Raw genomic sequence first — 24,006 nt, forward strand, 5'->3', positions numbered from 1 at the left:
GGGCGTCTTGCCGCAGTCTGTTCCCCGTTAATGCCGTGCCTTAACCAATAATTAATTATACGTTTGCGGGTGGGCGACAGCCCGGCCTAGCGTGCGGTGGGGAGCCGCTATCCGCGAAGCCAAACGAGTTGGTGCGTATCATGATGTCCAGATCATTTGGGGCGTTGCTCGCCTCGCTCAGCGCAGCCGCGCTGCTCCTTGCTCCCAGCGACAGTTTTGCCAGGCCCGGCGGCACCGTCGCACATGCCGCCACACCTTCCGGTCCGGCGGCGCGTCCGCCGATTGCGCCGGGCGCCAGGTTCCGTGGCCGCAACACGCCCTGGGTCTACTGGCCGGGCGGCGGCGGGTTCTACTATGACAATGCAGGTTACGGTCAGCCTTTTGCCGAGACCGCCCAACCCGTTTCCAGCGACGTTCGCTACACCTATACGTACGACGTTCCCTGGGATTGGACGCATCGCTTCCCGCCGAACGTGGTGCCGTCCGACCGGCCCTACGTGCCGAGCTGTCCGACGGAGCAGGTGACTGTGCCCGGCCGCGGCGGCGGCGAGCACACCGTCAACATCATGCGCTGCTACTGAGCTAGCCCAGCTCGAAACTGGTCACGCCGAAGACGCGGTCGATCCGCAGCGGCGCGATCGGTCCCGTGTACATCCGCGCCGTCTCGAACACCGGCTTCAGCCCCAGCGATTCCGCAAGTGCAATCGCCTCGCGATTGACGGCGGGGACGTCGAGGAAGATCTCGACGCCGTTTGCGCTTTCCAGCAAGGCCTGCACGATCGCCTCCGCCGCCGCGCGGTCGTCGGCGACGAGCGGGCCGATCTTGCGGCCGGTCCGGCACGGCCGGATCACGCCCCATGCTGCGAGCTTGCCATCGCGCAGCAATGCGCGACCGACATGTCCTGACGTGCCGATCCAGGCCCGCAGAAAGGCGCTGCGCGGAGCCGGAAACACCGTTGCATCGTTGGCTTCAACGAGCGCGAACGGGATCGTGTCGAGCGCAACGACATCGGCGGGCGGCCTCGATGGCGCGGCGACGATGCCGCCATAGCGGATATTGGCGTAAGCAAGCTGGAAGCCGGACTTTCTGTAATTATCCTGCCGCGCCACGACGCCGTCGAGACCGATCACGCGAGCGCCCGCATGCGCGATCGCCGCGCTCCAGATGCGCAGGCCGTGGCCTCTGTCGCGATGATCCGATCGCACGATGTAGAAGCCGAGAAACGCGAAGCGATCGTCGTAGTTGACGCAGGAGACGGTCGCGACCGGCTCGCCGCCGATCTCGCCGACAAAGAAGCCATGCGCGTCCGGGATCGCGAAACAGGCGGCGTCCGAGAAGCCCGGATTCCAGCCCTCGGCCGCGGCCCAGTCGACGGCGATGGCGATCTCCTCGGGGCGCAAATTGCGGACCTGCAAATCGCTCATCTTTCAAGTCGCTTTCGACGGTGGACCTTCCGGCTGGTCCGGCGGTAGAAGACCTCATGAAAGGCCGGGCCTGCGGCTCGCCTCCACGATATCATAGAGGATGATCGGTCATGGCAGCAGAGATGGCAGCTGAGAAGGTCGCACTCGTGACCGCCGGCGGCAGCGGCATGGGGGCAGGGGCTGCGCGCCGGCTCGCAGCCGACGGCTTTCGCGTCGCGATCCTGTCCTCCTCCGGCAAGGGCGAGGCGCTGGCAGCTGAACTGGGCGGATTGGGGGTCACCGGTTCCAACAAGTCGAACGACGATCTGAAGCGGCTTGTCGACGGCGCGATGGCCAAATGGGGACGCATCGACGTGCTCGTCAACGGCGCGGGCCACGGGCCCCGGGCGCCGATCACGGAGATCACCGACGAGCAATGGCACACCGGCCTCGACACCTATCTGCTCAACGTGATCCGTCCGACCCGGCTGGTGATGCCAATCATGCAAACGCAAAAGGGCGGCGCCATCATCAACATCTCGACCGCCTGGGCATTCGAGCCGAGCGCGATGTTTCCGACCTCTGCAGTGTTCCGCGCTGGCCTTGCCGCCTTCACCAAGATCTTCACCGACACCCATGCCGCCGAGAACATCCGCATGAACAATGTGCTGCCGGGCTGGATCGACAGCCTGCCAGAGCTAGATGCACGCCGCGACAGCGTGCCGATGCGGCGCTACGGCAAGGTCGAGGAGATCGCCGCGACGATCTCGTTCCTGGCGTCCGACGGCGCGGCCTACATCACGGGACAGAACATCCGCGTTGACGGCGGACTGACGCGTTCGGTCTGAGAGGCGGGGGTTCGAATCGCGTTCGCGCGGGGTGTCGCGATGCGACAGTGGTGTGCGTGGCCCGCCGCTGCCGCAGGGTTATGCGTGGCTCTCGAGTCACACCCGTCACGCGTTCGCGTGCCGCACGGCTCACACTACGTCACAGTCTCTATGAACTTCGCCGCAGCCCAAGACGGCGAGGGACCGGCAGCCTATGCCCGATCAGCGCCGGACAACTTCCGCCCGCGCGCGTTCGAAACGCGAGATCAATCGCGTGGGGTAAGGAGACCGGAATGAAGAAGTTTTTGCTGGCGGTTGCCGCGGTTGTCTTGGGCTCCGCATCGGTGCAGGCGGCCGACCTCGCGGCGCACTACACCAAGGCGCCGATGATGGCGACGGCCTACAACTGGACCGGCTTTTACGTCGGCGCCAATGTCGGCGGGCAGTGGGGCAGCGCCGATCCGGCCACCTCGACCGCGTTCGCTCCCGCCGGCTATTTCGCGGACACCAGTGTTACTGCGATTGCGGCAGTCGGCGCCCAGCGGGTCAACAGCTCCAGCGTCACCGGCGGTTTTACCGCCGGCCACAACTGGCAGGTCAACAACGCCGTGTTGGGCCTTGAAGGTGACATCAACTATTTCGGCTTTAAGGGCAGTGCGACGGGTTCGGCGTTCTATCCCTGCTGCGCGCCGACCGGCTTCACCGTGTCGTCGTCAGTCTCGGCCGATTGGCTTGCGACCATCCGCGGCCGCATCGGCTTCCTCGCGGCTCCGACCTGGCTGCTGTACGCCACCGGCGGCGCGGCCATCGCCGAGGTGAAGGGCAATTTCAACTTCACCGACACGTTCGCCGCCGCGACCGAGTCGGCCGCGATCCGCGACACGCGGGTCGGCTGGACCGCAGGTGTGGGCACCGAATATGCCGTCGGCGGCGGCTGGTCGCTCAAGGCAGAATATCTCTACGTCGATCTCGGACGCAGCACCGTGACCAGCACCAATCTGCTTGGCGGCGCGTTTCCGGCCAACGTCTTCACCCATTCGGTCGATCTCAAATCGAACATCGCGCGCGTCGGCGTGAACTACAAGTTTGGCGGACCCGTCGTCGCCAGGTACTGAGCTTCATCCCGTTCCTGATCTGGCGTGGAAAGCCCCGGCTCAGCCGGGGCTTTCTGTTTTAAGGGATGTGTTCAGTGCGGGCCCATGAGCTTCGCCAGCGCGGGCAGGATCTTGTAGCGGGCGATCTCGTGCGGGTATTCGCCGCGATTGGCCAGCAACACGATGCCGATCCGCTGTGCGGGCACGAGGCCGATATAGCCGGAGGCGTTGTTGAGCCCACCCGGTTTGTCGACGACGGTGACGCCTGGAAGATGCACCGTCTCCCAGGCCATTCCCTGTCCGAACTTCTCGTCGACGCGGAAAATCTCGTGCTGTGTCATCCGCAATGCCTCGCGCAAATGCGGATCGATCGATCGGCCGTCGACGCAGGCGGCAACGAAGATCGAGAGATCCCGCGGCGAGGAAAACATCTGGCCCGTGCCGGGGAAATCAAAATAGCTCTGCTGGTTGCCGATGGGGCCGATCGCCATACCCTGATCCGAATAGCCCTGGACCGCGCGCTGCATCCAGGCCTCGTCCATGACGGCACGGCTGTCTTCGCCGCGTTCGGGCACGGAGGTCGCATTCATGCCGATCGGCCTGAGGATGCGTTGTTCGAGCAGGGTCGAGATCGGAGCGCCGCAACAGCGCTCGAGCACGAGCTGAAGCAGGACGTAGCCGGCGTGGCTGTAGATGCGCTGCTTGCCGGGCGCTTCGCCGGCTTGCGGTCTCCAGCTGTTGAACATCTCGATGAGCTGCGCGCGGGAAAAAGTGTCGCTCGGCCAGGGCGGATGGTCGGTCGGCAGCAGCATGCCTGAGGTGTGCGTGACGAGCTCGCCGACGGTGACGCGGCGGATATAGTCGCCGGTGAGCTCCGGGAGATATTTCACCAGACGATCGTCGAGCCGCAGCTCGCCGCGGAGGGTGCCGAGCGCGACCAGTGTCGCCTCGAACGGCTTGCGCAGGGAACCGAGGTTGAACAGCGTGTCCGGCGTGACCGGCCTTCGCGTGGCGTCGTCGGCAAAGCCGTAGTTGAAGAACTCGACATGGTTGCCGGCATAAAGCGCGGCGGCCAGACCGCCCGGCTGGTCCGGCGTTGCGGTCGGCGCCAGCTCGTTCGCGACGATGTCGCGCATCTGCGCGATCATGTCGGAATCCGCGGCGGCGCCGCGCGGCCAGGCAAGCGCGAGCGGAACGAGCGCAGCCCGGGCCAGCGCCCGTCGGGTGAGGTACGATGAGGTGACAACAGACGGCACGGCTCTGGCGCAGGATTCGATGCGCCCCCGGTCTCTTGTAGCGGGAAGGACCGTGCCCCCCTATTCACGATCGCGCGTGGTGGGTTCCGTCTGCGGAGCCTTGCGACAGTCCGTAGCCTGGATGGAGCGAAGCGCAATCCGGGAAAGTGCCGCAGCCGAGCGAGCGGCCCCCGATTACGCTTCGCTTCATCCAGGCTACCAGTCGGCAAAATTAACTTAGCTAATTGGCTAACAATGTTGACGCCGGATGGCGACAGTCCTATAGTTAGCCTCATGGCTAACCAATTATCCCAACTCGATCAGGTTTTCGCGGCCCTTGCCGATCCCACCCGGCGGGCGATCGTGATGCGGCTCTGCGCAGGTGAGGCGTCGGTCGGCGAGCTTGCCGGTCCCTTCGAGATGGCGCTGCCGAGCTTCATGAAACACATCCACGTGCTGGAGATGAGCGGTCTCATCCTGTCGGAGAAATCGGGGCGCGTGCGCTCCTGCCGCCTCAGTCCTGACGCGCTCCTCACTGCGGAGGACTGGTTCCAGCATCAGCGCGCGATCTGGGAGGCGCGGCTTGATCGCTTCGAAGCCTATGTGATGAAGCTGAAGAAAGACAGGGCCGCTGCCAAGCGGCCGTCCAAGACAAGTAACAAGACGACTGGCAAGACAACCAAACGGAAAGGTTCCTGACGATGACGAATTCTGCCAATCCCGCCCTGTCGCAATGGTCGCTCGACCGCGAGATCGTGATGTCGCGCGTGATCGACGCGCCGCGCGATCTGGTGTTCGAAGCGTGGTCCGACCCAAAGCACCTGCCACAATGGTTCGGGCCGAAGGGTTTCAAGCTCGAGACCTTCGAGATCGACGTGCGGGTTGGCGGCGTCTGGCGCTTCAACATGATCGGCCCCGACGGCACGGTCTACCCGAACCGCATGCGCTTCCGCCGCATCGAGCGACCGTCGCTGTTGGAGATGGATCACGGCGACGACCAGGACGAGGATCCCGGACTGTTCCGTTTCACCGTCACCTTCGCCGAACAGAGCAACGGCAAGACGGTTCTGATGATGCGGCAGCTGGCGTCGAGCACGGCGCAGCGCGACGGCATGATCAGCTTCGGTGCCGTCGAATACGGCTACCAGACGCTCGACAAGCTCGCGGCCTATGTGGGCGGGATGAAGAGATAGGGCGAGCAGCCACCTTCCTCCTTCATGCCGGGGAGGCCGCGGAGCGGCCGCCTCGAAGCACGAGGACCATCGGTGAGGCCTTCATTCTTCAAGGCGCGCGCCCCTCAGGATGAGGGGCGCTTCATTCCTTCGCCTCGTCCGTGACGATGTCGCCGAGTTTCTGCCAGCGCTGGCCGTCGAACTGCACCATCTGGAACTGCTTGTTGACGCGGTAGTCGGTCGGCATCGTCGTCACCGAGATGCCCGGCAGCGTCAGGTCGAGTGTGATGTTGTTCAGGCTGGCGGCCTGGCGCATCACGTTCTCGCGCGTGAGATCGCCGCCGCATTGCTTCAGCACCTGCACCAGCAGCTGCGCGGTGATATAGCCGTAGACGTTCAGGTTCGAATCCCTGTCGCCCTCCGGGTAGTATTTGGCCATGAAGGCGAGATATCGCTTCATGCCGGGATCGTCCTTCCATTCGGGGTCGGCCGAATCCTTGACATAGCCGACGCTGACGACGCCCTTGGCGTTGTCGAGTCCGGCGGGTTTCAGCACCGCGCTGACCGAGGAGGCGTTGATGTCGATGATGTGCAGCGGCTTCCAGCCGATCTCGGCAACCTTCTTGATCGCCTGCGCGGCCTGTTTCGGCGTCGTGGCGCTGAACAGCACGTCGGCACCTGCATCCTTCAACCGCAGGATCTGCGAATCGATGGTCGGCTCGGTGATCTCGTAGGACGTCTCGGCGACGATCATCTTCGACTTGTCACCGAGACCTGCTTTGAAGCCGGCGAGGTAGTCCTTGCCGAGATCGTCGTTCTGATAGAGCACGCCGACCTTGGCGTTCGGATGGTTCTTCAGAATATATTGCGCGTAGATCCGGCCTTCGACGAGGTAGGAGGGGTTGAAGCCCATGGTCCAGGGGAAGTTCCTCGGATCGGTGAAACGCGCCGCGCCCGTTGCCGCGAAGAGCTGCGGGACCTTCTTGGCGTTAAGATATTTTTGCACGGCGACATTAGGCGCCGTGCCGATGATCTGGAAGGTCAGCAGCACTTCGTCGCTTTCGACCAGCTTGCGGGTCTGCTCAACCGTCTTCGGAGGCGAATAGGCATCGTCATACTGGATCAGATTGACCTTGCGGCCGCTGACGCCGCCCTGGTCGTTGATCATCTTCATGTAGGCGGCCTGGGTCTTGCCGATGACGGCATAGGCCGAGGCCGGCCCGCTGAGCGGGACGGTCTGGCCGACCTTGATCTCGGTGTCGGAAGCGCCGGGATCGTATTTCTTCTGCGCCTGTGCTCCCGGGATCGATAGCGCGAGAGCGATCGCGGCTGCCGCGACATGTTTGAGAAGTAATTTTTTCATTCCCATTCCCGTTCGTGACTGTCACTCGCCCTTGAGGCCGGCCTCGCGGATCAGCCCGGTCCACTTTTTTGTTTCGTTGTCGATGAACTGGCCGAATTCGGCCGCGGTGCCGGCGCGCACTTCGAGGCCCTGGGCAGTCAGCTTGTCCTTGATCGCCGGCTCGGCCAGCGCGCGCAGCACTTCGGCCTGCAGCTTGTCGATGATGGCGCGCGGCGTCGTCGAAGGCGCCATGAAGCCGTACCAGCCGGCCGCAGCCACGTTGGGAAAACCCTGCTCGCGCAAGGTCGGCGCCTGCGGATAGAGCGCGCTGCGTTCGGCCGATGCAACGCCGAGCACAATGAACTTGCCGCTCTGGATGTAAGGCAGTGCGGTCGGCAGCGCCGTCAGCGTGGCATCGACGCGGCCGGCGAGCAGCTCGGTGTAGGACGCGGCATCGCCACGGAAGGGGATGTTGAGCCCCTTGACACTGGCATCCCTGAACAGGAGTTCGCCGGCAAGATGTGGCTGCGAGCCGGCACCGGGCGAGGCGAAGGTCAGGCCATCCGGCTTCGATTTGCCGTAGGCGATCAATTCGGGAAGCGTCTTGAACGGCGCGTCCGCGCTGATGATCAGGAACAGCGGCGCGATCACCGCCATCGCGACCGGCTGCAGATCCTTACGCTCATAGGTCAGCTTGCCGAACAGCGCTTCGGCGGTGGCGTAGGGGGCCGCGACATAGAGAAGTGTGTAGCCATCGCCCGGCGCATGCGCGACCGTGTCGTTGGCGATGCGCGTGCCGGCGCCCGGCTTGTTTTCGACGATAAACTGCTGGTGCAGGTTGCGGCCGAACTCTTCGGCCAGCAGCCGCAGCGAGATGTCGTTGGAGCCGCCGGGCCCGTAAGGCGAGATCAGCCGCACCATACGCGACGGCCAGGCGTCCTCAGCGCGTGCAGTAAATGGAAGTCCGGATAGCGAAAGGGCGAGGGTGCCCAAAAATGTTCGCCGTGTGACGGTCATGGTGGCCTCCCGGTGGCGGAGCGCCGATTGCCTTGTTCATCGCTTGGCGCTCTTCTTGTTTTGCTTTTGTGTTTCGGTGGGCGGCGCCGCCCCAATCATGGTGCGGATGCTGTCGGCAAGGGCGGCAATGCGCGGGCCGATCTCGCCCTCCAGCTGGCCGGGCTGGAGCCGGAATGCGGGAATGCCGCAATTGATCGAAAAGGCCTGCTTCGCCTCACGCGCATGAAACAGCGGCGCCGCGACCGCATGGATCGAGGCGATGTACTCGCCGAAGCAGGTGCAGAAGCCGCGGCTGGCGCATTGTGCGAGGCCGGCGCGGTATGTCTCGCGGAAGGCCGACCACAGCTCGGTATCCTCGCTTGCAATGCGCTCTTCGAGCAACGCGGCATCGGCCTGCGGCAAGGTCGCCGCCGCGGCACGGCCCATTGCCGTCATCACCACGGAAATGGGCATGCCGATGTCGGGGACGTGCGGGCCGACGTCGCCGGAGCGCGCGGTCTCGACATAGATCATGGAGGTCGCATCGAGCAGGCCGATCGAGACCGTGCCGCGCACGCTTTGTGCCAGCTCCTGCATCATCGGACGCGCGACCTGCCGGAACTGCATGTCGGCGAGCAGCGGATGCGCCATGCGAAGTGCACGCGCGCCGACGCGATATTTGGCGCGTTCGGCATCGTAGCGGAGGTAGCCGAGCTCGGCGAGCGTATGAGTCAGTCGCGCCACCGTCGGGCGCGGAATCCCGGTCAGCGTCGACAGCTCCATGTTGCCGAGCTGCGTCGCCCCCGCCTTGAACGCTTCGAGCACCACGAGACCTTTTGCCAGCGTCGTCGCGAACGCAGCGTCATCGACGCTGTCCGCCAGCACGGCGGCGGCGGACGAGGAGGCGCGGATCGGTTTGGACGCGGTTCTGGCCATGCGGGCTTAATGAACCCGGTCTCGCCTGTTGTCCAATAGATTTAGAGAACGTGCTTTTATGTCCACTATCCGGACACGGAGCGGCTTTGCCAGCGGGGATAAAATGTGCGCGAAGGGCTCCGCCGCGCACAGATTTTCGTCGCGATTCCGTGGCTTGTTGTGACAGGTTTATTACGACTGAATGTCATATCGATTACATCGGAGCGATTCATGTTGCAGTGGCAGGCGCGGACGAATCCCCTCGCGTGGTGGTGGGGGTCCCTGACGCTGGTCAGTGCTGCCAACATTCTCGTCTGGTTCATGCTGTACCGCGCGTTCTCCCCGACGCCCTCCGGCAGCCTCCGTAGTGGCTCCGACATCGGGCTGATGTTCCTGCTCTGCGCCGGCTATGTCTTCGGCTGCGCCTTCCGTTCCTTCCTGCCGCGCGCCGACGTGCAGCGCATCTGCCTGTTCGACACCTGGCTCTCCAGCGTCTTCGTCGGCCGCACGGTCGCGACCGTGGCCGAACTGTGCTTCGCCGCGCAATGGGCGGTCATCCTGCATCAACTCGGGACCATGACGGGCGCCGAGACGGTCGTGAACATCGCGTGGGTGATCGTGCCGATCATCGTCATCGCGGAGTGCTTCTCCTGGTATGCGGTGGTGACGACCAACTTCCTCTTCAACGCGATCGAGAACTCGCTTTGGGCCGTGACATTCTTCCTCGCGGGCATCGCGCTGTGCCGGCTGATGCCGGAATTCCAGGGGCCGGTGCGTTGGGCGCTGATTGCCGGCATCGTCGGCATCGCCTGCTTCCTGGCCTTCCTCGTCACCGTCGACGTGCCGATGTATCTCAGCCGCTGGCGGGCAGGGCATGAAGAGGGCAACAGGTTGCTCGGCTTCCTCGAAGGCTTGCATGACGTTTCGACCCGCTGGGTCGTGACCCACGACATCGCGCACTGGAAGGGCGAGCTGACCTGGATGTTCCTGTATTTCACCGCCGCCGTGTGGTCGAGCCTCGCGCTCTGTGCGCTGTACGCGATGGAAGGCTATCTCACGCGCTATCTGGTTTGAGCGATCAGGCCTCGCCGAGATCGACCTCCGTCAAGATGCCCTGGCGCAGCGCCAGCCGGACCAGCTCGATGTCGGAGCCGACACCGAGCTTGTCCTTGATCAGAGAATGCAGGTTCGCCACCGTCTTGGGGCTGACATGGAGCGTCTCCGCGATCTCCTCTGTCGTGTTCTCGGCGAGCAGCAGCCGCAGCACCTCGAACTCACGCGGCGTGAGGACGTCGGCGGCAGAACTTTCCCCGGCCAGCCGGCTCAGCGCGAGCTCATGGTCGATGTCGGGGCTGATCGCGATCTTGCCGGCGAGCACGTCCATCACGGCGCGCACCAGCGTCTCTGGTGGACTGGTCTTGGTGACGTAACCTCTGGCGCCGGCGCGGATCGCCTGCACGGCAAAGCCGGCGTTTTCATGCATGGTGAAGACGAGGATTCTCGCGCCCTTGTCCCACTGCCTGATGCGCCGGACCGCCTCGATGCCGCCGATGCCGGGCATGCTCAGATCCATGATGACGAGGTCGGGCGCCTCCGATTTGTAGAGACGGTAGGCCTCCGCGCCGTCGGCGGCTTCGGCGATGACGCGTAGTCCCGGCTGCTTCTGGAGCACGGAGCGGTAGCCCTCGCGGACGACGGAATGGTCGTCGACCAGCAGAATGGTGGCGTCGGCCGCGCTCATGCGGCGTGCTCCAGCGGCGGCCGATCGGCGGCGAGCGGAATGACCACGCGCAGTGCGGAGCCGCCGTTCGGCGAGGCCTCGAAGCTCAATTGGCCGCGCAAAGCTGCGACGCGCTCGCGCATGCCGAGCAGGCCCATTCCCGATTTCGCGACGGAATCGGTCGCGCGTCCGTCATCGTCGATCGCAAGCGCGATCTCGCTCGCCCCCATCGTCAATTCCAGGCTGACCCGCGTGGCGACGGCATGCTTGGCGGCGTTGGTGAGCGCCTCCTGCACGATCCGGTAGAGGCTGGCGCTGATCGTGGCCGGCAGGGTCTCGAATGCGCCGTCGAACCGGATCGAGAAACGCGTCTCGCCGCGGCTGCGCCCGTTCCAGCCCGCGACCAGGCCTTCGAGGCTGGCGACGAGCCCTAGCTCCTCGACATCGGGCGGCCGCAGCCGGAACAGCGTGCCGCGCAACGTCTCCATCATGCCGGTTGCGGTCCGCGCGATGCCGTCGCATTCGCCAAGCAGGGAGGGACACTCTTGTGCGGCGGTCTGGCGGGCGGAGGAGGCGAGCGCGCGGATGGCGGCGAGCGACTGGCCGAACTCGTCATGCAGCTCGCGCGCGAGATGGCGGCGCTCCTCGTCCTGGAGCGCGATCAGCTTCCGCGTCAGCTCGCTGCGTTCGGCAAGCGCGGTCTCGAGGCTTTCGGCGAGATGGTTGAAGCCGTCGCGGATCGCGGAGAGCTCGGCGAGGTCGAACGGCGGCAGCCGCGTGGTGAGGTCGTTGGCGGCAATCCGCTCGAGGCCGGTGCGGATCATGCGGGTGGGGCGCAGCGCGCGCGCCAGCGCGGCGTAGACCAGCGCGCAGAGCAGCGGCAGCGCGATCGCGAGCGCGAGCATCAGTCGGCCGGCCTCGTGCCAGGCCTCCGCGGTCTGCACGGCCGGCTCGACCGAGACCACGGCCTCGCCGAGCTTCGTCCCGCGCACGATTACCGGCCGTGCGGCTTCTCGGCCGGGGTCGAACAAGCCGCGATAGAAGGCCGTGAAGGCTTGCGGCGGCGGGTTCGCCGGAACGGGCGCGCCGCTGCAGAAGCGCTGGAGGACGTCGCCGCTGGTGCCGCGGAACGCCAGGCACAGGCCGGGCGTCATCACATAAGCCGAAACGGGGTCGAGGTTGGGAAAGTCCGAGCGCGGGCTCGCGACCCACTGGATCTTGCCCTGCTGCAGCTCCAGCGTCTTGGCCACGATGGCGGCGATATCGTCGAGGCGCGCATGCGCCGCGCGGTCGGCCGTAATCAGGAAATAAGCGGAGATGGCGGCGAAGCAGGCGGCCGATATCGCGGCCACGCGCAACGTCAGACGGACTTTGAGATCGAACCTCGGGCGGTTCCACATCGGCAGGCACCTGGTGCGAACGGGTTTGTCGCGTCCGCATTAAACGGCAGAACGCATCCGGCGCAAAGCCGCCAGGCGCCAGTGCGGTGCACCGTCGTGAAATTTTCCCGGCCATCGCCGGGACCGGCACCGCTGCATGTCCTGATTGCGCCGTCCAGATTGGCGCGCCGCTCCGTCATACGAGGCACATTATGCACCTGCGCCGGTTGATCCTCTCAGTCTGTCTCCTCGTCGTCCTTCCGGTGTCTTATGCGCTGGCCGGCGCCGAGACCGCCATCGGCATCGCCATGGACGATTTCAGTTATACCGATACGTCAGCAGAGCCCGCCAACCAGACCGCCGCCCACGAGCGACGGCTGGCGGCCTTCATGGCCGCGCTCCGGCAAGATATCGGCGGAGATCGGCGCTACCGGCTCGTGTCGTCGGCCCAGGACGGCGCGGCGTTCAAGGTGATCGGCGGCATCCAGAAGACGAGCACGCTGGTGCAATGGGCCAAGATCGCCGTGATCGACGTCGGCGGCAGGAAGGTCGTGATGGACAAGCTCTACACCTTCCGGGGCGACAATGATGAATCATGGGAGCGCGCCGAGATCTTCGTGTCGCGCGAGATCATGGCCGCACTCGCCACGCCTGCGCCGATTGCCATGGCCGTCTTCGATTTCGAGCTAGAGGATACGACCGCCGCTTCGGCTGGCGCGCCGGCCACATCGGATGCGTCATATCTGGCCGAGGTCACCGGCAGCGTGCGCGAGGCGCTGGGTCAATCCGGCCGTTACCGCATCGTCGATGTCGGCGGCGAGGCGCTGAAGGCGCGTGCGTTGCGCGACTGCGACGGCTGCGAGGCGGCGATTGCGCAGAAGCTCGGCGCGGACCAGTCGCTGATCGGCGTGGTGCGGCGGGTCAGCCGCACCGAATACACGCTGGGTTTCCAGGTGCGCGACGCCAGGACCGGCGCGGTGCTCGCACGCGGCGACAGCGGCCTGCGCCTGGGCGCGGACTATTCGTGGAAACGGGGCGCGGTGCGGCTGGTCAGCGACCGGTTGATCGAGAACCAATAGCAGCGGTCCTCGCTCAGAACGTCAGCTGCACCTTCATCGACTGCGAGCGATCGCTGGCGAGCTCGAACGCTGCGACCGCGTTCTCGAACGGCATGGTCGCCGTGATCAGCGGCTTCACGTCGATCAGGCCGTCACCCATCAGCCGCACCGCCAGCTCGAACTCGGGATCGAAGCGGAAGGTGCCGCGCAGCTGCAATTCCTTGGCGACGATGGAGTTGATCGGCAGCGTCATCTCGCCGCCGAGACCGAGCTGCACCAGTATGGCACCGGGCCTGAGCACGTCGAGCGCGGTGCGCAGTGCGGCCTGGTTGCCCGAGGCTTCGAACAGAGTATCGAACACACCTTTACCGGTCCGCCAGGGATCGAGCGCCGTGGCATCGGCCGCGACATTGATGGCGTGAGTGGCGCCAAGCTTCCTGGCGACGGCAAGCGGCGCGTCGGCAACATCTGTCACGACGATCTCGGCGGCGCCGCCGAAGCGTGAGACCAAAATCATCAGCGCGCCGATCGGGCCGCAGCCGGTGATCAGCACGCGCTTGCCGAGCAGGGGCCCGGCCTGCTTGCCGGCATGCAGGCACACCGCGAGCGGTTCGGCGACCGCGGCTTCCGCCAGCGACAGCTTGTCGGCGATCGGAACGGCCTGCGCCGCATCGACCGTGATGAATTCGCGAAAGCCGCCCTGCACATGGGGAAAGCGCATCGCGCTGCCGAGGAAGCGCATGTCGAGGCACTGGTTGCGCATACCCTCCTGGCAATGCAGGCACTGGCCGCACGGCTTGCTCGGATTGACCGCGACGCGGGTGCCCGGCTTCACGTTCGCGACGCCGTCACCGATGGCTGCGACCACGCCGGCGATCTCGTGCCCGAGGGCCATCGGCTGCTGGATGCGCACGACACCGAAGCCGCCGTGATGATAGTAGTGCAGATCGGACCCGCAGATGCCGCCGTTCGCGATCTTGACGCGGACTTCACCCGGACCGGGCGCTGAGTCCGGATAGCTATCGATCCGCAGATCTTTCGGTGCGTGAATGACGACGGCGCGCATGGTTGGCTCCCTCAGCGTTCGCGGCTCACATCGCAGCGATCATGCCGCCATCGACATAGATGATCTGGCCGTTGACATAGGTCGAAGCATCCGACGCCAGGAAGATCGCTGCGCCAACCAGCTCGTCCGGTCGGCCCCAGCGCTTGGAGGGAACGCGGCCCATCAGCCAATTGTTGAAATCGGTATTGTTGACCAGCGCCTCGTTCATGTCGGTCAGCATATAGCCGGGGCCGATCGCGTTGGCCTGGATGCCGTGCTGGGCCCATTCCACCGCCATCGAGCGGGTCAGGTTCTTGATGCCGCCCTTGGCAGCGGTGTAGGGCGCAATCGTGGGACGCGCGAGCTCGCTGCCGAGCGAGCCGATATTGATGATCTTGCCGTGCTTGCGCGGGATCATGCGCTTGGCCGCCTCGCGGCCGATCACGAAGGCGCTGGTGAGGTTGGTCTCGATCACCTTGCGCCACTCGTCGGTGGTGAACTCCACCAGCGGCTTGCGGTGCTGGATGCCGGCATTGTTGACGAGGATGTCGACGGCGATGCCCTTGTTGTCGAAGTCGTTGAAGGCGGCGACGATCGCGGGCTCGTCGGTGACGTTGAAAGCGGCGCCTTCGGCCTGCTGGCCGGCGGCGCGAAACTCGGCGACGGCCTGCTCGACGCGCTTGGGATCGACGCCATTGATGATCAGCTTGGCGCCTGCCTTGGCCATGCCTTCGGCGATGGCGCGGCCGAGGCCGCGGGAGGAGCCGGTCACGAGCGCGGTGCGGCCGGAAAGGTCGAAGAGGGCGGTGCTCATCTCAAAAGATCCTCAGACGTTGGAACGGCGCACGGTCAGATCGGAGCGGTCGAATACGGCGGGCAGAAGGTCGACGCCCAGCCCGGGGCCTTCCATCGGATAGACAAAACCGTCCTTGATCGTGGGCATGGTGGTCACGAGCTCATTGTACCAGCCCTTGTAGAAGGCGCGCACGGATTCCTGGATCAGCGTGTTGGGCTGGCTGAACGACATGTGGATGGCGGCGATGAAGCCGATCGGGCCGATGCAGTCGTGCGGCGCGAAGGGCCGGTGATAGGTCTCGGCCATCGCCGCGATCTTGCGGCCTTCCGTGAGGCCGCCGGTCCAGCACAGATCCGCCATCACCACGTGCATGGCGTCGCGGTCGAGCATGTCCTTGTAGGGGAAGCGCGAGCCGAGCGTCTCGCTGGCGCAGACCCAGACGTCGGTGCAGCGGGCATATTCGGCCAACGCCTGCGGCGAGTTCATCCGGATCGGGTCTTCGTACCAGGTTGGCTTGTAGGGCTCGAGCGCGCGCGCGATCTGTTTTGCGGTCGGCAGGTTCCAGAGCGAATGGAGCTCGACCATGATCTCCATCTTGTCGCCGACCGCTTTTCGGATCTTCTCGAACGGCTCGATCGCCTGCTTCATCTGCGCGGCGGAGATGTAGAGACCCTTGTTCTCTTGCGCCGCCGGATCGAACGGCCAGATCTTCATGGCGGAGATGCCGCTCTCCAGCAGGTTTTCGGCGAGCGCATCGGCGTTGTTCATGAAGCCGTCGAGGTCTTCGTAGGGCCCCTTGGAGCCACCGAGATTCCAATTCGCGACCGGGCTGATATTGGTGGAGCGGACATATTGGGTGCCGGCGCAGGTGTTGTAGATGCGCTGCTTGTCGCGGCAGAGGCCGCCGAGCATCTGGTGTACCGGCTGATTGCACACCTTGCCGAACAGGTCCCACAGCGCGATGTCGATTGCCGAAGCCGCGCGATATTCGACGCCGGTGGACGACTGCGCCATCGGCAGATTCAGCATGTCGCGATGGATCGCCTCGATATGAAGCGGATTGCGGCCGAGCAGGCGGTCGGCAAAGGTGTCGTGGATCTGCGCCTCGACTGCGCCGGCGCCGTAGAAGGTTTCGCCGAGACCGATCATGCCCGTGTCGGTGTGGACGCGCACCCAGATGACGTTGGAGAATTCTTCGGTGCGCAGCGTCTCGATCGACGTGATCTTCACGGCAATACTCCTCCCATCGCAGGCGCGCACAGCGCCGTCTTGTTGTCATTCTGCACCGCAGCATAGTGCGGGCACGCGCGGAGTCTTACGCTCGCTTGTAATATATCACAACATGTTTTAGGGATATCACGAACTAGGCGCCGCTCTGCAACCATGGCGCGGGCTGAGGGGGGAGACGACATGGCAACGCGCAAGCGCGCGCTCGAGGTGGTGAGGAACGACGACGGCGAGGGCAAGCCCTCCCGGCGCAACCGTCTCAACTTCTTCGAGCTCGCTTATCAGAGGATCGAAGAGCTGCTCGTCCATTGCGAGCTCAAGCCCGGCCAGTTCATGACGATGCTGGAATTGCAGCACATCACCGGGTTCGGCCGTACGCCGGTGCATCACGCCGTCAATCGTCTCTCCGCCGATACATTGATCATCATCCGTCCGCGCCACGGTCTGCGCATTGCGCCGATCGATCTGGCACGCGAACGCATGCTGCTGGCCTTGCGCCGCGACATGGAGCGCTTCGTGATCCGGCTTGCGGCCGATCGCGCCAGCCTCTCGCACCGCAATCAGGCGCTGCACATCGAGCGACTTTTGCGCGAGCGCCGCGCCAGTCTGACCCTCGACGAGTTCAATCATATCGACCGCCGCATCGACGCGCTGGTGCTGGAGGCGGCAGGCGAACCGTTTCTGGTGCACACGCTGCGCCCGTTGCACACGCTGTACCGGCGCATCGGCTACATCCACCACCGGTTCATGCCGGGACAGGCCGAGCTGTCAGGAACAATCGATCATCATCTGGCTATTCTTAATGCGGTTGCCAATCGTCGTGTCGAGGACGCGGTGAAGGCGAGCGATGCACTGATCGACTACATGGGCGAGATGTTCACCGGCATGGAGGTCGGGATCGACCCGGCCCTGCTCGATTGCAGCATCGAGCCGCTGCTTGGCACGTAAGAGAGTTTTGAAGAGAGGACCAAAGATGTCGACGATGGCGATGCCACAACCGACCGCGAGCGAAGCCGCGGTCCGCTATCTCATCACGAACTACAGTCCCAAGGGCAACAAGGTCGGCTGGCTGATGATGGCCTCGATCCTGGTCGAAGCGTGGGACCTCTATTCGATCGCCTTCGTGCTGATCTTCATCAAGGAGCAGTTCAATCCCGATCCGCTGATGCTGGGCCTGGCCGCGGCCGGTACGCAAGGCGGCGCCATGATCGGCGCACTGCTCGGCGGCTGGCTCTCCGACAAGATCGGCCGCCGCGTCATGTTCCTGGTGACGATGGTATTGTTCATCGTGCTGGCGCTGGCGCAGGCCTTCGTGCCCAGCGTCGGCTGGCTCGTCGTGATCCGCTTCCTGCTCGGCATTCCGCTCGGTTCGGACATCTCGACCGGCTACACCTACATCATGGAATCCATGGCCAAGGGTGAGCGCGAAGTCATGGGCAACCGCTGGCAGTTCATGTTCGCGGTCGGCGAGGTCCTGACGATCGGCGTCATCGTGATCTTCCTGCTGCTCGACATTCACCACGAGACGCTGTGGCGGGTGACGCTCGGCCTCGGCGCGCTGCCGGCGCTGATCATCCTGATCATGCGGCACGACGTGCCCGAGACGGCGGTGTGGCTGGTGCAGAAGGGACGCTACCGCGAGGCCAAGCAGGTGGCGCGCGAGATGTTCAACGACGATCTCGCCATGCTGCCGGACCATGACGTGGAGGTGCCCAAGGTCTCCACCCGCGCATTCCTCGCCGACCTCAAGAAGGATCCGATCCGCTGGCGCGCCACGATCTACGGCTGGATCGCCTGCTTCGCGCAAGCCAGCGAGTTCTCGACCTTCGCGTTCTATCTGCCGGTGCTCTTTGTGATGGTCGGCGTGTCGAGCGTGCTCGGCATCAATCTGGTGACGATGGCGCTGTTCTCCTTCGCCGCCGTATCGGGCTGGGTCGGTCCGCTGCTGACGCCGAAGATCGGCCATCGCGGTATCTCGATCGCGGGCTTCTCGATCGTGCTGGTCTCGCTGCTGGTCGCCGCCTTCGCGCTCTACACCGACAACAAGATCCTGCTGCCGTTCGCGGCTGCCGCGATGCTGTGGGGCCATTATTGGGATGCGTCGAACTGCATGACGATCCCGACTATGGTCGCCAAGCCGAAATATCGCGGCACCGCCAGCGGCTTCGCCTACATGTTCGTGAAGCTGCCGTCGTTCCTGGCGATCTTCCTGTTCCCGACGGTGTTCGCTGCGATCGGGCAGGCGAATGCGACGCTGATGGTCGCGATCTTCCCGCTGATCGGATTGCTCGCCGCGATCTTCATCCTGCCGGAAGTCTACGGCTACGAGAACGACTGATCTCGCAACTACCTGATCGCGGCAGCCAATGCCGCGATCAGAGCGGGCGGCGTCACCAGCAGTCCGAGCTTCAGGAACGGCCAGGCGCCGACTTCGATCTTCTCCCGCCGCAGCGCCACCAGCCACAGGATGGTCGCGAGCGAACCGGTCACCGACAAATTAGGCCCGAGATCGACGCCGATCAGGATGGCGCTCACGACCGGCGCGGGCAAATGATCGCTGGCGGCGACTGAGCCTGCAACGAGGCCGACGGGAAGATTGTTGGCGATGTTGTCGGCGATCGCGCTGGCGATGCCGACGCTCCAGGCCGCCTTCGTCACGGATTGACCGACGGCTTCGTGCAGCAGCGCGCTGAGCTGCCCGATCACGCCGGTCTTGATCAGCGCTTCCACCATCACGAACAGCCCGCCGACCAGCGGTAGCACGCTCCAGGAGACGCCGCGCAGCACGGGTAGCGGCGATTGCCGGCTGAGCAGCAGCACGATGGCGGCCGTCGCCACGCCGCAGACGAAGGTCGGCAGGCCCAATTGCTTGTCCAGCGCGGAGGCGGTGACCAGCACGATGCCGATCGCCACGATGCCGATGGCCGTCAGCTTGCCGCCGCGGCCGAGCTTTGGATGCGGCACGCTGCGCGCGATCGTCTCTTCCTTCAGGGCGCGGTGCTGGGTCAGCCGCAGCACGACATAGGTCAGCAGGATCGAGGCCGCCGAGGGCAGGGCGAACAGGCGCAGCCATTCGGTGAGCTCGGGCATATGCGCCCCGAACACGACGAGATTGGCCGGGTTGGAGATCGGCAACACGAAGCTTGCGGCGTTGGCGATGAAGGCGCAGACGAACAGATAAGGCAGCGGCTTGGCGCCGGCCGCACGCGTCGCGGCATAGACGGCGGGCGTCAGCACGATCGCGGTGGCGTCGTTCGAGAGCAGCACGGTGACGAGCGTGCCGACGATGTAGATCAGCAGGAACAGCCGCTGCGGCGAGCCGCCTGCATATTCCACGGCGAGCGCTGCGAGATAGTCGAACAGGCCTTCGAGCCGCGCCAGCTCGGCGATCAGCATCATGCCGATCAGGAAAAGATAGACATCGACGCCTTTCTCGATGCCCGTGAGCGCATCCCGCCACGGCAGCAAGCCGAGCAGCACCAGTGCGCCGGCGCCGATAACGGCCCAGATCGCCTCCGGCAGGCGAAAGGGCCGTATGATGACGCCTGCGGTCGCGGCGACGATGATGCTCCAGGCCAGGATGGCGTCAGACGGCACGGTCGATCCTTGAGATGTGTCGGTTCATTCGGCAGCGATAGCCGAAGCCACCGCCGCTGTCTTCCCCCGGGGGCGCGGACCGCCATCTGCGATTTGCCGCGTCTCGGGTAGCGCGACAAAACAGACGGCGGCGCCGATTGCGGCCACCGCGCCAAGCGTGATGAAGGCCGCACTGTAGCCCGCGCCAACCACGACAAAGCCGGCGAGCGTCTTCGACAGCGCCGCCCCGATGCTCTGGGCGGTGATGATGGCGCCTTGCGCGACGTTGAACCGGCCGGTGTTGCGCATGAGGTCGGCGACGATGACGGGAAAGATCGCGCCAAAAATGCCGGCGCCGAAGCCGTCGAGAAGCTGCACGCCGACCAGCCAGAACGGATTGTCCGAAAGCGTGTAGAGCGCTCCCCGGAGCGGCAGGATCAGGAGCGCGGCTAGGAAGAAGCGCTTGTGGCCCCAGCGGTCGGCCTTCGCGCCCACCAGCATCGCGAACGGCACCATCACCAATTGCGCCGCGACGATGCAGGCCGACATCAGGCTGGTGCCCATGTTCTTGTCTTGCAAGGCGAGCTTTTGGCCGACCAGCGGCAGCATCGCGGCGTTGGAGAGATGAAAGAGCAGAACGCAGATCGCAAACACCAGCAGAGGACGGCAGGTCAGGAGTACGCTGAGAGCGGAGGCACGTTCAGGCTGCTCGTCCGCATCGGCGTCGTCAAGCCCGCGGGCAAGATCGTCATCGATGGCGCGGGCGGGGATTGCGAGGATGCTGACGAGGCTCGCGATCGCCATGGCGCCGAGAAGGTAGAACACGACAGTCGGTCCGAACCAATAGGCGGAGAGACCTGCGAGCCCGGCCGCGACAGCATTGCCGGCGTGATTGAGCGTCTCGTTGCGGCCGATCCGCCGGGTGAAGGCGGCATGGCCGAAGATGCCGAGCGAGACCGCGGCGATCGCCGGCGGAAACACCACGGCGGCGGCCTGCGCGATGCCTTGGGAGATCGCGACCGGCATGAAGCCGGGAAACAACGGCAGCGACAGCGAGGCGATCGTGACCATAATCGCGGCGATCACCATCACCAGCCGCTTGGACCGCGTCGCATCGACCGGCGCGCCGGCCGGCGTCTGCGCCACGATGCCCGCGATCGTCGCAATCGACATGACGAGGCCGATGCGCGCCTCGTCCCACCGCTACATAGACGGCGAGATAAGGCCCGAGCCCGTCGCGGACGTCGGCGAGAAAAAATTCGCTGCATCCAACGCGCGGCCGGCACGCCTCGCCTGATCGGGGCCTTGATCGCGATTCTGGCTCGACATCGGTCCCTCGATCAAGGCTCAAATTCACCCCGGCAGCAACCGTTGTGATGCCGCCCTGGTTCCGCGCATCGGAGGGCTCCTCAAAAGTCGATTGCCGGCAGCACCGCGCCGGCGCCAGCGTGGTGGGGCCGAGTTTCAGCCGATGAATATCCGATGGGATGCCATTCAGCGGTCGTTATGCGGGCAACCGCACCCTAACATCCCGCCGTCGTCCCGGCCTGCGCCGGGATGACGTAGCGTTCTTGGATTTACACTCACCGCGTCACCGATGGCTTTGCCGTGATCGCCTTGCGCAGGATGCGCGACAGCAATTCCACCGAATACGGCTTCTGGATCAGCTCGAATCCGCGATCGGCGTTCTCGGCGAGAACGTTGCTGTAACCAGAGGTGAGCACGACGGGCAGGCCTGGATAGCGTTCGCGGATGATGCCGGCGAGCTCGACGCCGTTCATGCCGGGCATGATGACGTCCGAGAAGACGAGGTCGACGGCGAACTCGTTCTCGCCGAGGATGGCGAGCGCCGCATTGGCGTTGGCGGCGCGGCGGACGACATAGCCGAGGTCTTCCAGCAGCTCCGTGGAGAAGCGGCCGACCTCGTCGTCGTCTTCCACCACGAGCACGCGATAGCCGCGCCCGGTGGCCGCGGCCTCATAGGTCAGCGCCGCTGCTTCCTGAGCTGTCGCGGGGCTTTGCGCCCGCGGCAGATAGATGGTGAAGGTAGCGCCTTCACCATGCGTGCTCGTCACGGCGATGTCGCCCTCGGACTGCTTTGCGAAACCGAAGGCCTGGCTCAGGCCGAGGCCGGTGCCCTTGCCGACCTCCTTGGTGGTGAAGAACGGCTCGAAGATCGCCTCGATGTTTTCGGGCGCGATACCGCTGCCGGTGTCGGCGACCGAGATCGCGACATAGTCGCCGCCGCGCGCCGATTGCGCGCGCAGGTTAGGGATGCCCTGGACTTTCCGGACCGCAATGGTGAGACGGCCTTCGCCGTCCATCGCGTCGCGGGCGTTGATGGCGAGGTTGATCAGCGCGGTCTCGAATTGCGCGATATCGGCGACCGTGAAGCAGTCGCCATCGTGAACCTCCACCGCGATTTCAATGCGGCCACCGACCAGCGGCCGGACCAGTTGCGCGACGCCTTCAACCTGGCTGCCGACGTTGAAGATCTGCGGTTTCAGCGGCTGCCGGCGCGCAAACGCCAGCAACTGGGCGGTCAGCTTGGAGGCACGTTCGACGGTGTCGGAGATGGCATCGACATAGCGGCGGCGGCGCTCCTCCGGCAGCTCGCGGCGGCGCAGGAAATCGGTGGCCGAGCGGATGATGGTGAGCAGATTGTTGAAGTCGTGCGCGACGCCGCCGGTGAGCTGGCCGATCGCCTCCATCTTTTGCGATTGCCGCAACGCTTCCTCGCCGCGGCGGCGCTCGGTGATGTCGACAGCCTCGGGCACTGCGCCGGTGATGTTGCCGTGGCGGTCGAGCACCGGGCGCATGCCGAACTCGAAATCGCGCTCGCCGATGGGAAGGCGCAGGCGCATCTCCAGCCGCACGGCTTCGCCCTTGAGCACGGTGTCGAAGGCCTCGCGCACCCGCGCGTTCATGCCCTCCGTCGTGCTGAACCAGGGCGTCTGCCACAACGGCTTTCCAATCACGTCCGCAGGGCTCGCCTTGATGGCGTCGAGCACGGTCGTGTTGGCGTAAAGCAGCTCGCCCCTGAGATTGACGAGGCCCTGGTATTGGTTGCTGGTCTCCAGGATCGCGCGCAGCCGCGCCTCGTTGGATTCGAGCTCGGCGGTGCGCTCGACGATGCGCTCTTCCAGCGTCTCGTTGAGCTGCCGCAGCTCGATTTCGGCCTGCTTGGCCACCGTGATGTCATGGGCCACGCCGATGAAGCCGATATGCCTGCCGGTCGGGTCCCAGCGCGGCTGCGATTCCGAACGCAGCCAGCGCCATTCGCCGTCGGCGTTCTTGTAGCGGGCTTCCAGCACGAACGGCTTGAGCGATGCTTCACCCTGGACGGACTGCTGCAGCACATGCGGCAGGTCGTCCGGATGCAGCACCTTGCGCCAGTCGAAGGAGATGGCCTGGTCATAGGGCAGGCCGACGAAATCGACATAGGCCTGGTTGGCGAAGGACCGCGTGCGGTCGAGTTTGGTGACCCAGATCGGCACCGGCGCGCTGTCGGCGATCAGCCGGAAGCGCTCCTCGCTCTCGCGCAGGGTCTCGCGCACCAGCATCTGGTCGGTGACGTCGATATGGGCGCCGACGAGGCGGAGGGCGTGGCCGCCACCGTCGCGCTCGATCTTGGCAACGACTCGGATCCAGCGGGTCTCGCTGTCGCTGGGACGGATGATGCGGTATTCGGCGGTGTAGTCCTCGCTGCTGCCGGACAGCGCATCGATGAAGTGCTTCACCGTAGCGTCCCGGTCGTCCGGATGAATGCGATTGATCCAGTCCTCGTGCGACTCGTCGGCGGCTTCCGGCGGCAGGCCGTGGAGCATCAGATATTCCGGCGAACGGCGGTTCTTGAAGCCTTCGCGGAAGTCGACTTCGAGACCGCCGACCTTGCCGATGCGCTGGATGCGCGCAAGCTCAGCTTCGCGTTCCTGGAGCGCGCGATAGGCGTTGTCGCGCTCGCGCGCGACGTCTTCCAGGTGCTGGCGCAGCCTTTCGGCGGCGATGGTCTCGGGCAAAGGATCGTTCAAGGCGTTGGCCGGGGTGATGCGAGAGCGCACGTGGCGGACGGATATTCACACAGACGAAGCGTGATGGCCATTGCCCAAAGGGTATATGGAAAGAAAGACGTCGCCGAATGCAGTGTGGTGGGCATGAAAGAACGCCGGGTCTGGCTATTTGTTCCGAACCTTGGAACGATGAGCCCTCCGCGCGCGTAT

The 24,006-nt window shown here is 65.0% G+C and carries 21 protein-coding genes and 1 pseudogene; 9 read left to right on the plus strand and 13 right to left on the minus strand.

The features are described 5' to 3' along the window. Window positions 1–140 precede the first annotated feature (140 nt). Window positions 141–581 (plus strand): hypothetical protein, encoded by a 441-nt coding sequence (locus tag IVB40_RS15120; protein WP_247462781.1) that lies wholly within the window; start codon window positions 141–143, stop codon window positions 579–581. A 1-nt stretch (window position 582) separates the two neighbouring features. On the opposite strand, the gene IVB40_RS15125 is transcribed toward IVB40_RS15120, so the two are convergent. After that, window positions 583–1,425 (minus strand): GNAT family N-acetyltransferase, encoded by an 843-nt coding sequence (locus IVB40_RS15125; protein WP_247819204.1) that lies wholly within the window; start codon window positions 1,423–1,425, stop codon window positions 583–585. 122 nt (window positions 1,426–1,547) lie between these two features. On the opposite strand from IVB40_RS15125, the gene IVB40_RS15130 reads away from it, so the two are divergent. Continuing rightward, window positions 1,548–2,252: an SDR family oxidoreductase gene (locus tag IVB40_RS15130; protein ID WP_247819544.1), complete on the plus strand. Its 705-nt coding sequence runs from the start codon at window positions 1,548–1,550 to the stop codon at window positions 2,250–2,252. Window positions 2,253–2,524: 272 nt separating this feature from the next. Continuing rightward, on the plus strand, window positions 2,525–3,346 hold the full coding sequence (locus IVB40_RS15135; RefSeq protein WP_247462778.1) for an outer membrane protein: 822 nt from the start codon (window positions 2,525–2,527) through the stop codon (window positions 3,344–3,346). A 71-nt stretch (window positions 3,347–3,417) separates the two neighbouring features. Here the strand turns inward: IVB40_RS15135 and IVB40_RS15140 are convergent, their stop codons facing one another. Next, the gene (locus IVB40_RS15140; protein ID WP_247287428.1) at window positions 3,418–4,473 is read right to left on the minus strand and encodes a serine hydrolase; all 1,056 of its coding nucleotides are present in this window, start codon (window positions 4,471–4,473) and stop codon (window positions 3,418–3,420) included. A gap of 381 nt (window positions 4,474–4,854) precedes the next feature. Between IVB40_RS15140 and IVB40_RS15145 the strand changes: the two genes are divergently transcribed. Next, window positions 4,855–5,259 carry a metalloregulator ArsR/SmtB family transcription factor gene (locus IVB40_RS15145; RefSeq protein WP_247286965.1) on the plus strand — a complete coding sequence of 135 codons (405 nt, stop codon included), beginning with the start codon at window positions 4,855–4,857 and terminating at the stop codon, window positions 5,257–5,259. Window positions 5,260–5,261: 2 nt separating this feature from the next. Next, complete coding sequence (locus IVB40_RS15150; protein WP_247462776.1) at window positions 5,262–5,753, plus strand: SRPBCC family protein; 492 nt, start codon at window positions 5,262–5,264, stop codon at window positions 5,751–5,753. A gap of 121 nt (window positions 5,754–5,874) precedes the next feature. Here the strand turns inward: IVB40_RS15150 and IVB40_RS15155 are convergent, their stop codons facing one another. From IVB40_RS15155 to IVB40_RS15165, 3 genes are read right to left on the minus strand one after another with little or no spacing between them, the layout of a single operon-like run. After that, window positions 5,875–7,095 (minus strand): ABC transporter substrate-binding protein, encoded by a 1,221-nt coding sequence (locus IVB40_RS15155; protein WP_247819205.1) that lies wholly within the window; start codon window positions 7,093–7,095, stop codon window positions 5,875–5,877. A gap of 21 nt (window positions 7,096–7,116) precedes the next feature. Next, a complete protein-coding gene (locus IVB40_RS15160) occupies window positions 7,117–8,091 on the minus strand; it encodes a tripartite tricarboxylate transporter substrate binding protein (RefSeq protein ID WP_247819206.1) in 975 nt (324 codons plus the stop codon). Between the two features lie 36 nt (window positions 8,092–8,127). Next, window positions 8,128–9,006 carry an IclR family transcriptional regulator gene (locus IVB40_RS15165; protein WP_247819207.1) on the minus strand — a complete coding sequence of 293 codons (879 nt, stop codon included), beginning with the start codon at window positions 9,004–9,006 and terminating at the stop codon, window positions 8,128–8,130. Window positions 9,007–9,216: 210 nt separating this feature from the next. Between IVB40_RS15165 and IVB40_RS15170 the strand changes: the two genes are divergently transcribed. Next, window positions 9,217–10,059 (plus strand): hypothetical protein, encoded by an 843-nt coding sequence (locus tag IVB40_RS15170; protein WP_247819208.1) that lies wholly within the window; start codon window positions 9,217–9,219, stop codon window positions 10,057–10,059. 4 nt (window positions 10,060–10,063) lie between these two features. Here the strand turns inward: IVB40_RS15170 and IVB40_RS15175 are convergent, their stop codons facing one another. Together IVB40_RS15175 and IVB40_RS15180 are read right to left on the minus strand one after the other, a co-directional pair. Next, window positions 10,064–10,726, minus strand: coding sequence for a response regulator transcription factor (locus tag IVB40_RS15175; protein ID WP_027518509.1), 663 nt, complete (start codon window positions 10,724–10,726; stop codon window positions 10,064–10,066). Next, a complete protein-coding gene (locus tag IVB40_RS15180; protein ID WP_247819209.1) occupies window positions 10,723–12,105 on the minus strand; it encodes a HAMP domain-containing sensor histidine kinase in 1,383 nt (460 codons plus the stop codon). Before IVB40_RS15180 ends, IVB40_RS15175 begins: the two co-directional genes overlap by 4 nt. A 191-nt stretch (window positions 12,106–12,296) precedes the next feature. On the opposite strand from IVB40_RS15180, the gene IVB40_RS15185 reads away from it, so the two are divergent. Then, window positions 12,297–13,163, plus strand: a complete 867-nt coding sequence (locus IVB40_RS15185; protein WP_247361784.1) for a DUF3280 domain-containing protein — start codon at window positions 12,297–12,299, stop codon at window positions 13,161–13,163. Between the two features lie 13 nt (window positions 13,164–13,176). Here IVB40_RS15185 and IVB40_RS15190 read toward each other — a convergent pair whose 3' ends face one another. Genes IVB40_RS15190 through IVB40_RS15200 form a run of 3 tightly spaced genes read right to left on the minus strand, consistent with a single transcriptional unit; the run spans window position 13,177 to window position 16,213 of the window. Beyond that, entirely contained in the window at window positions 13,177–14,208 is a 1,032-nt protein-coding gene (locus IVB40_RS15190; protein WP_247819210.1) for an L-idonate 5-dehydrogenase, read from the minus strand. Between the two features lie 25 nt (window positions 14,209–14,233). Continuing rightward, window positions 14,234–15,001 carry an SDR family oxidoreductase gene (locus IVB40_RS15195; RefSeq protein WP_247462762.1) on the minus strand — a complete coding sequence of 256 codons (768 nt, stop codon included), beginning with the start codon at window positions 14,999–15,001 and terminating at the stop codon, window positions 14,234–14,236. Between the two features lie 12 nt (window positions 15,002–15,013). Further along, entirely contained in the window at window positions 15,014–16,213 is a 1,200-nt protein-coding gene (locus IVB40_RS15200; protein ID WP_247396896.1) for a mandelate racemase/muconate lactonizing enzyme family protein, read from the minus strand. A 180-nt stretch (window positions 16,214–16,393) separates the two neighbouring features. On the opposite strand from IVB40_RS15200, the gene IVB40_RS15205 reads away from it, so the two are divergent. After that, window positions 16,394–17,158, plus strand: coding sequence for a GntR family transcriptional regulator (locus IVB40_RS15205; protein ID WP_247819211.1), 765 nt, complete (start codon window positions 16,394–16,396; stop codon window positions 17,156–17,158). A 25-nt stretch (window positions 17,159–17,183) separates the two neighbouring features. Continuing rightward, a complete protein-coding gene (locus IVB40_RS15210) occupies window positions 17,184–18,548 on the plus strand; it encodes an MFS transporter (protein WP_027567411.1) in 1,365 nt (454 codons plus the stop codon). Window positions 18,549–18,556: 8 nt separating this feature from the next. Here IVB40_RS15210 and IVB40_RS15215 read toward each other — a convergent pair whose 3' ends face one another. The 3 genes and pseudogenes from IVB40_RS15215 to IVB40_RS15225 all read right to left on the minus strand — a co-directional run bounded on the left by IVB40_RS15215 (window position 18,557) and on the right by IVB40_RS15225 (window position 23,847). Next, window positions 18,557–19,807, minus strand: coding sequence for an arsenic transporter (locus IVB40_RS15215; RefSeq protein ID WP_247396900.1), 1,251 nt, complete (start codon window positions 19,805–19,807; stop codon window positions 18,557–18,559). Between the two features lie 24 nt (window positions 19,808–19,831). Then, window positions 19,832–21,115, minus strand: a pseudogene (locus tag IVB40_RS15220) (MFS transporter). Window positions 21,116–21,369: 254 nt separating this feature from the next. After that, window positions 21,370–23,847, minus strand: a complete 2,478-nt coding sequence (locus IVB40_RS15225) for a PAS domain S-box protein (protein ID WP_247396912.1) — start codon at window positions 23,845–23,847, stop codon at window positions 21,370–21,372. Between the last annotated feature and the right edge of the window lie 159 nt (window positions 23,848–24,006).

Source organism: Bradyrhizobium sp. 40, from assembly GCF_023100925.1.
Classification (GTDB): domain Bacteria; phylum Pseudomonadota; class Alphaproteobacteria; order Rhizobiales; family Xanthobacteraceae; genus Bradyrhizobium.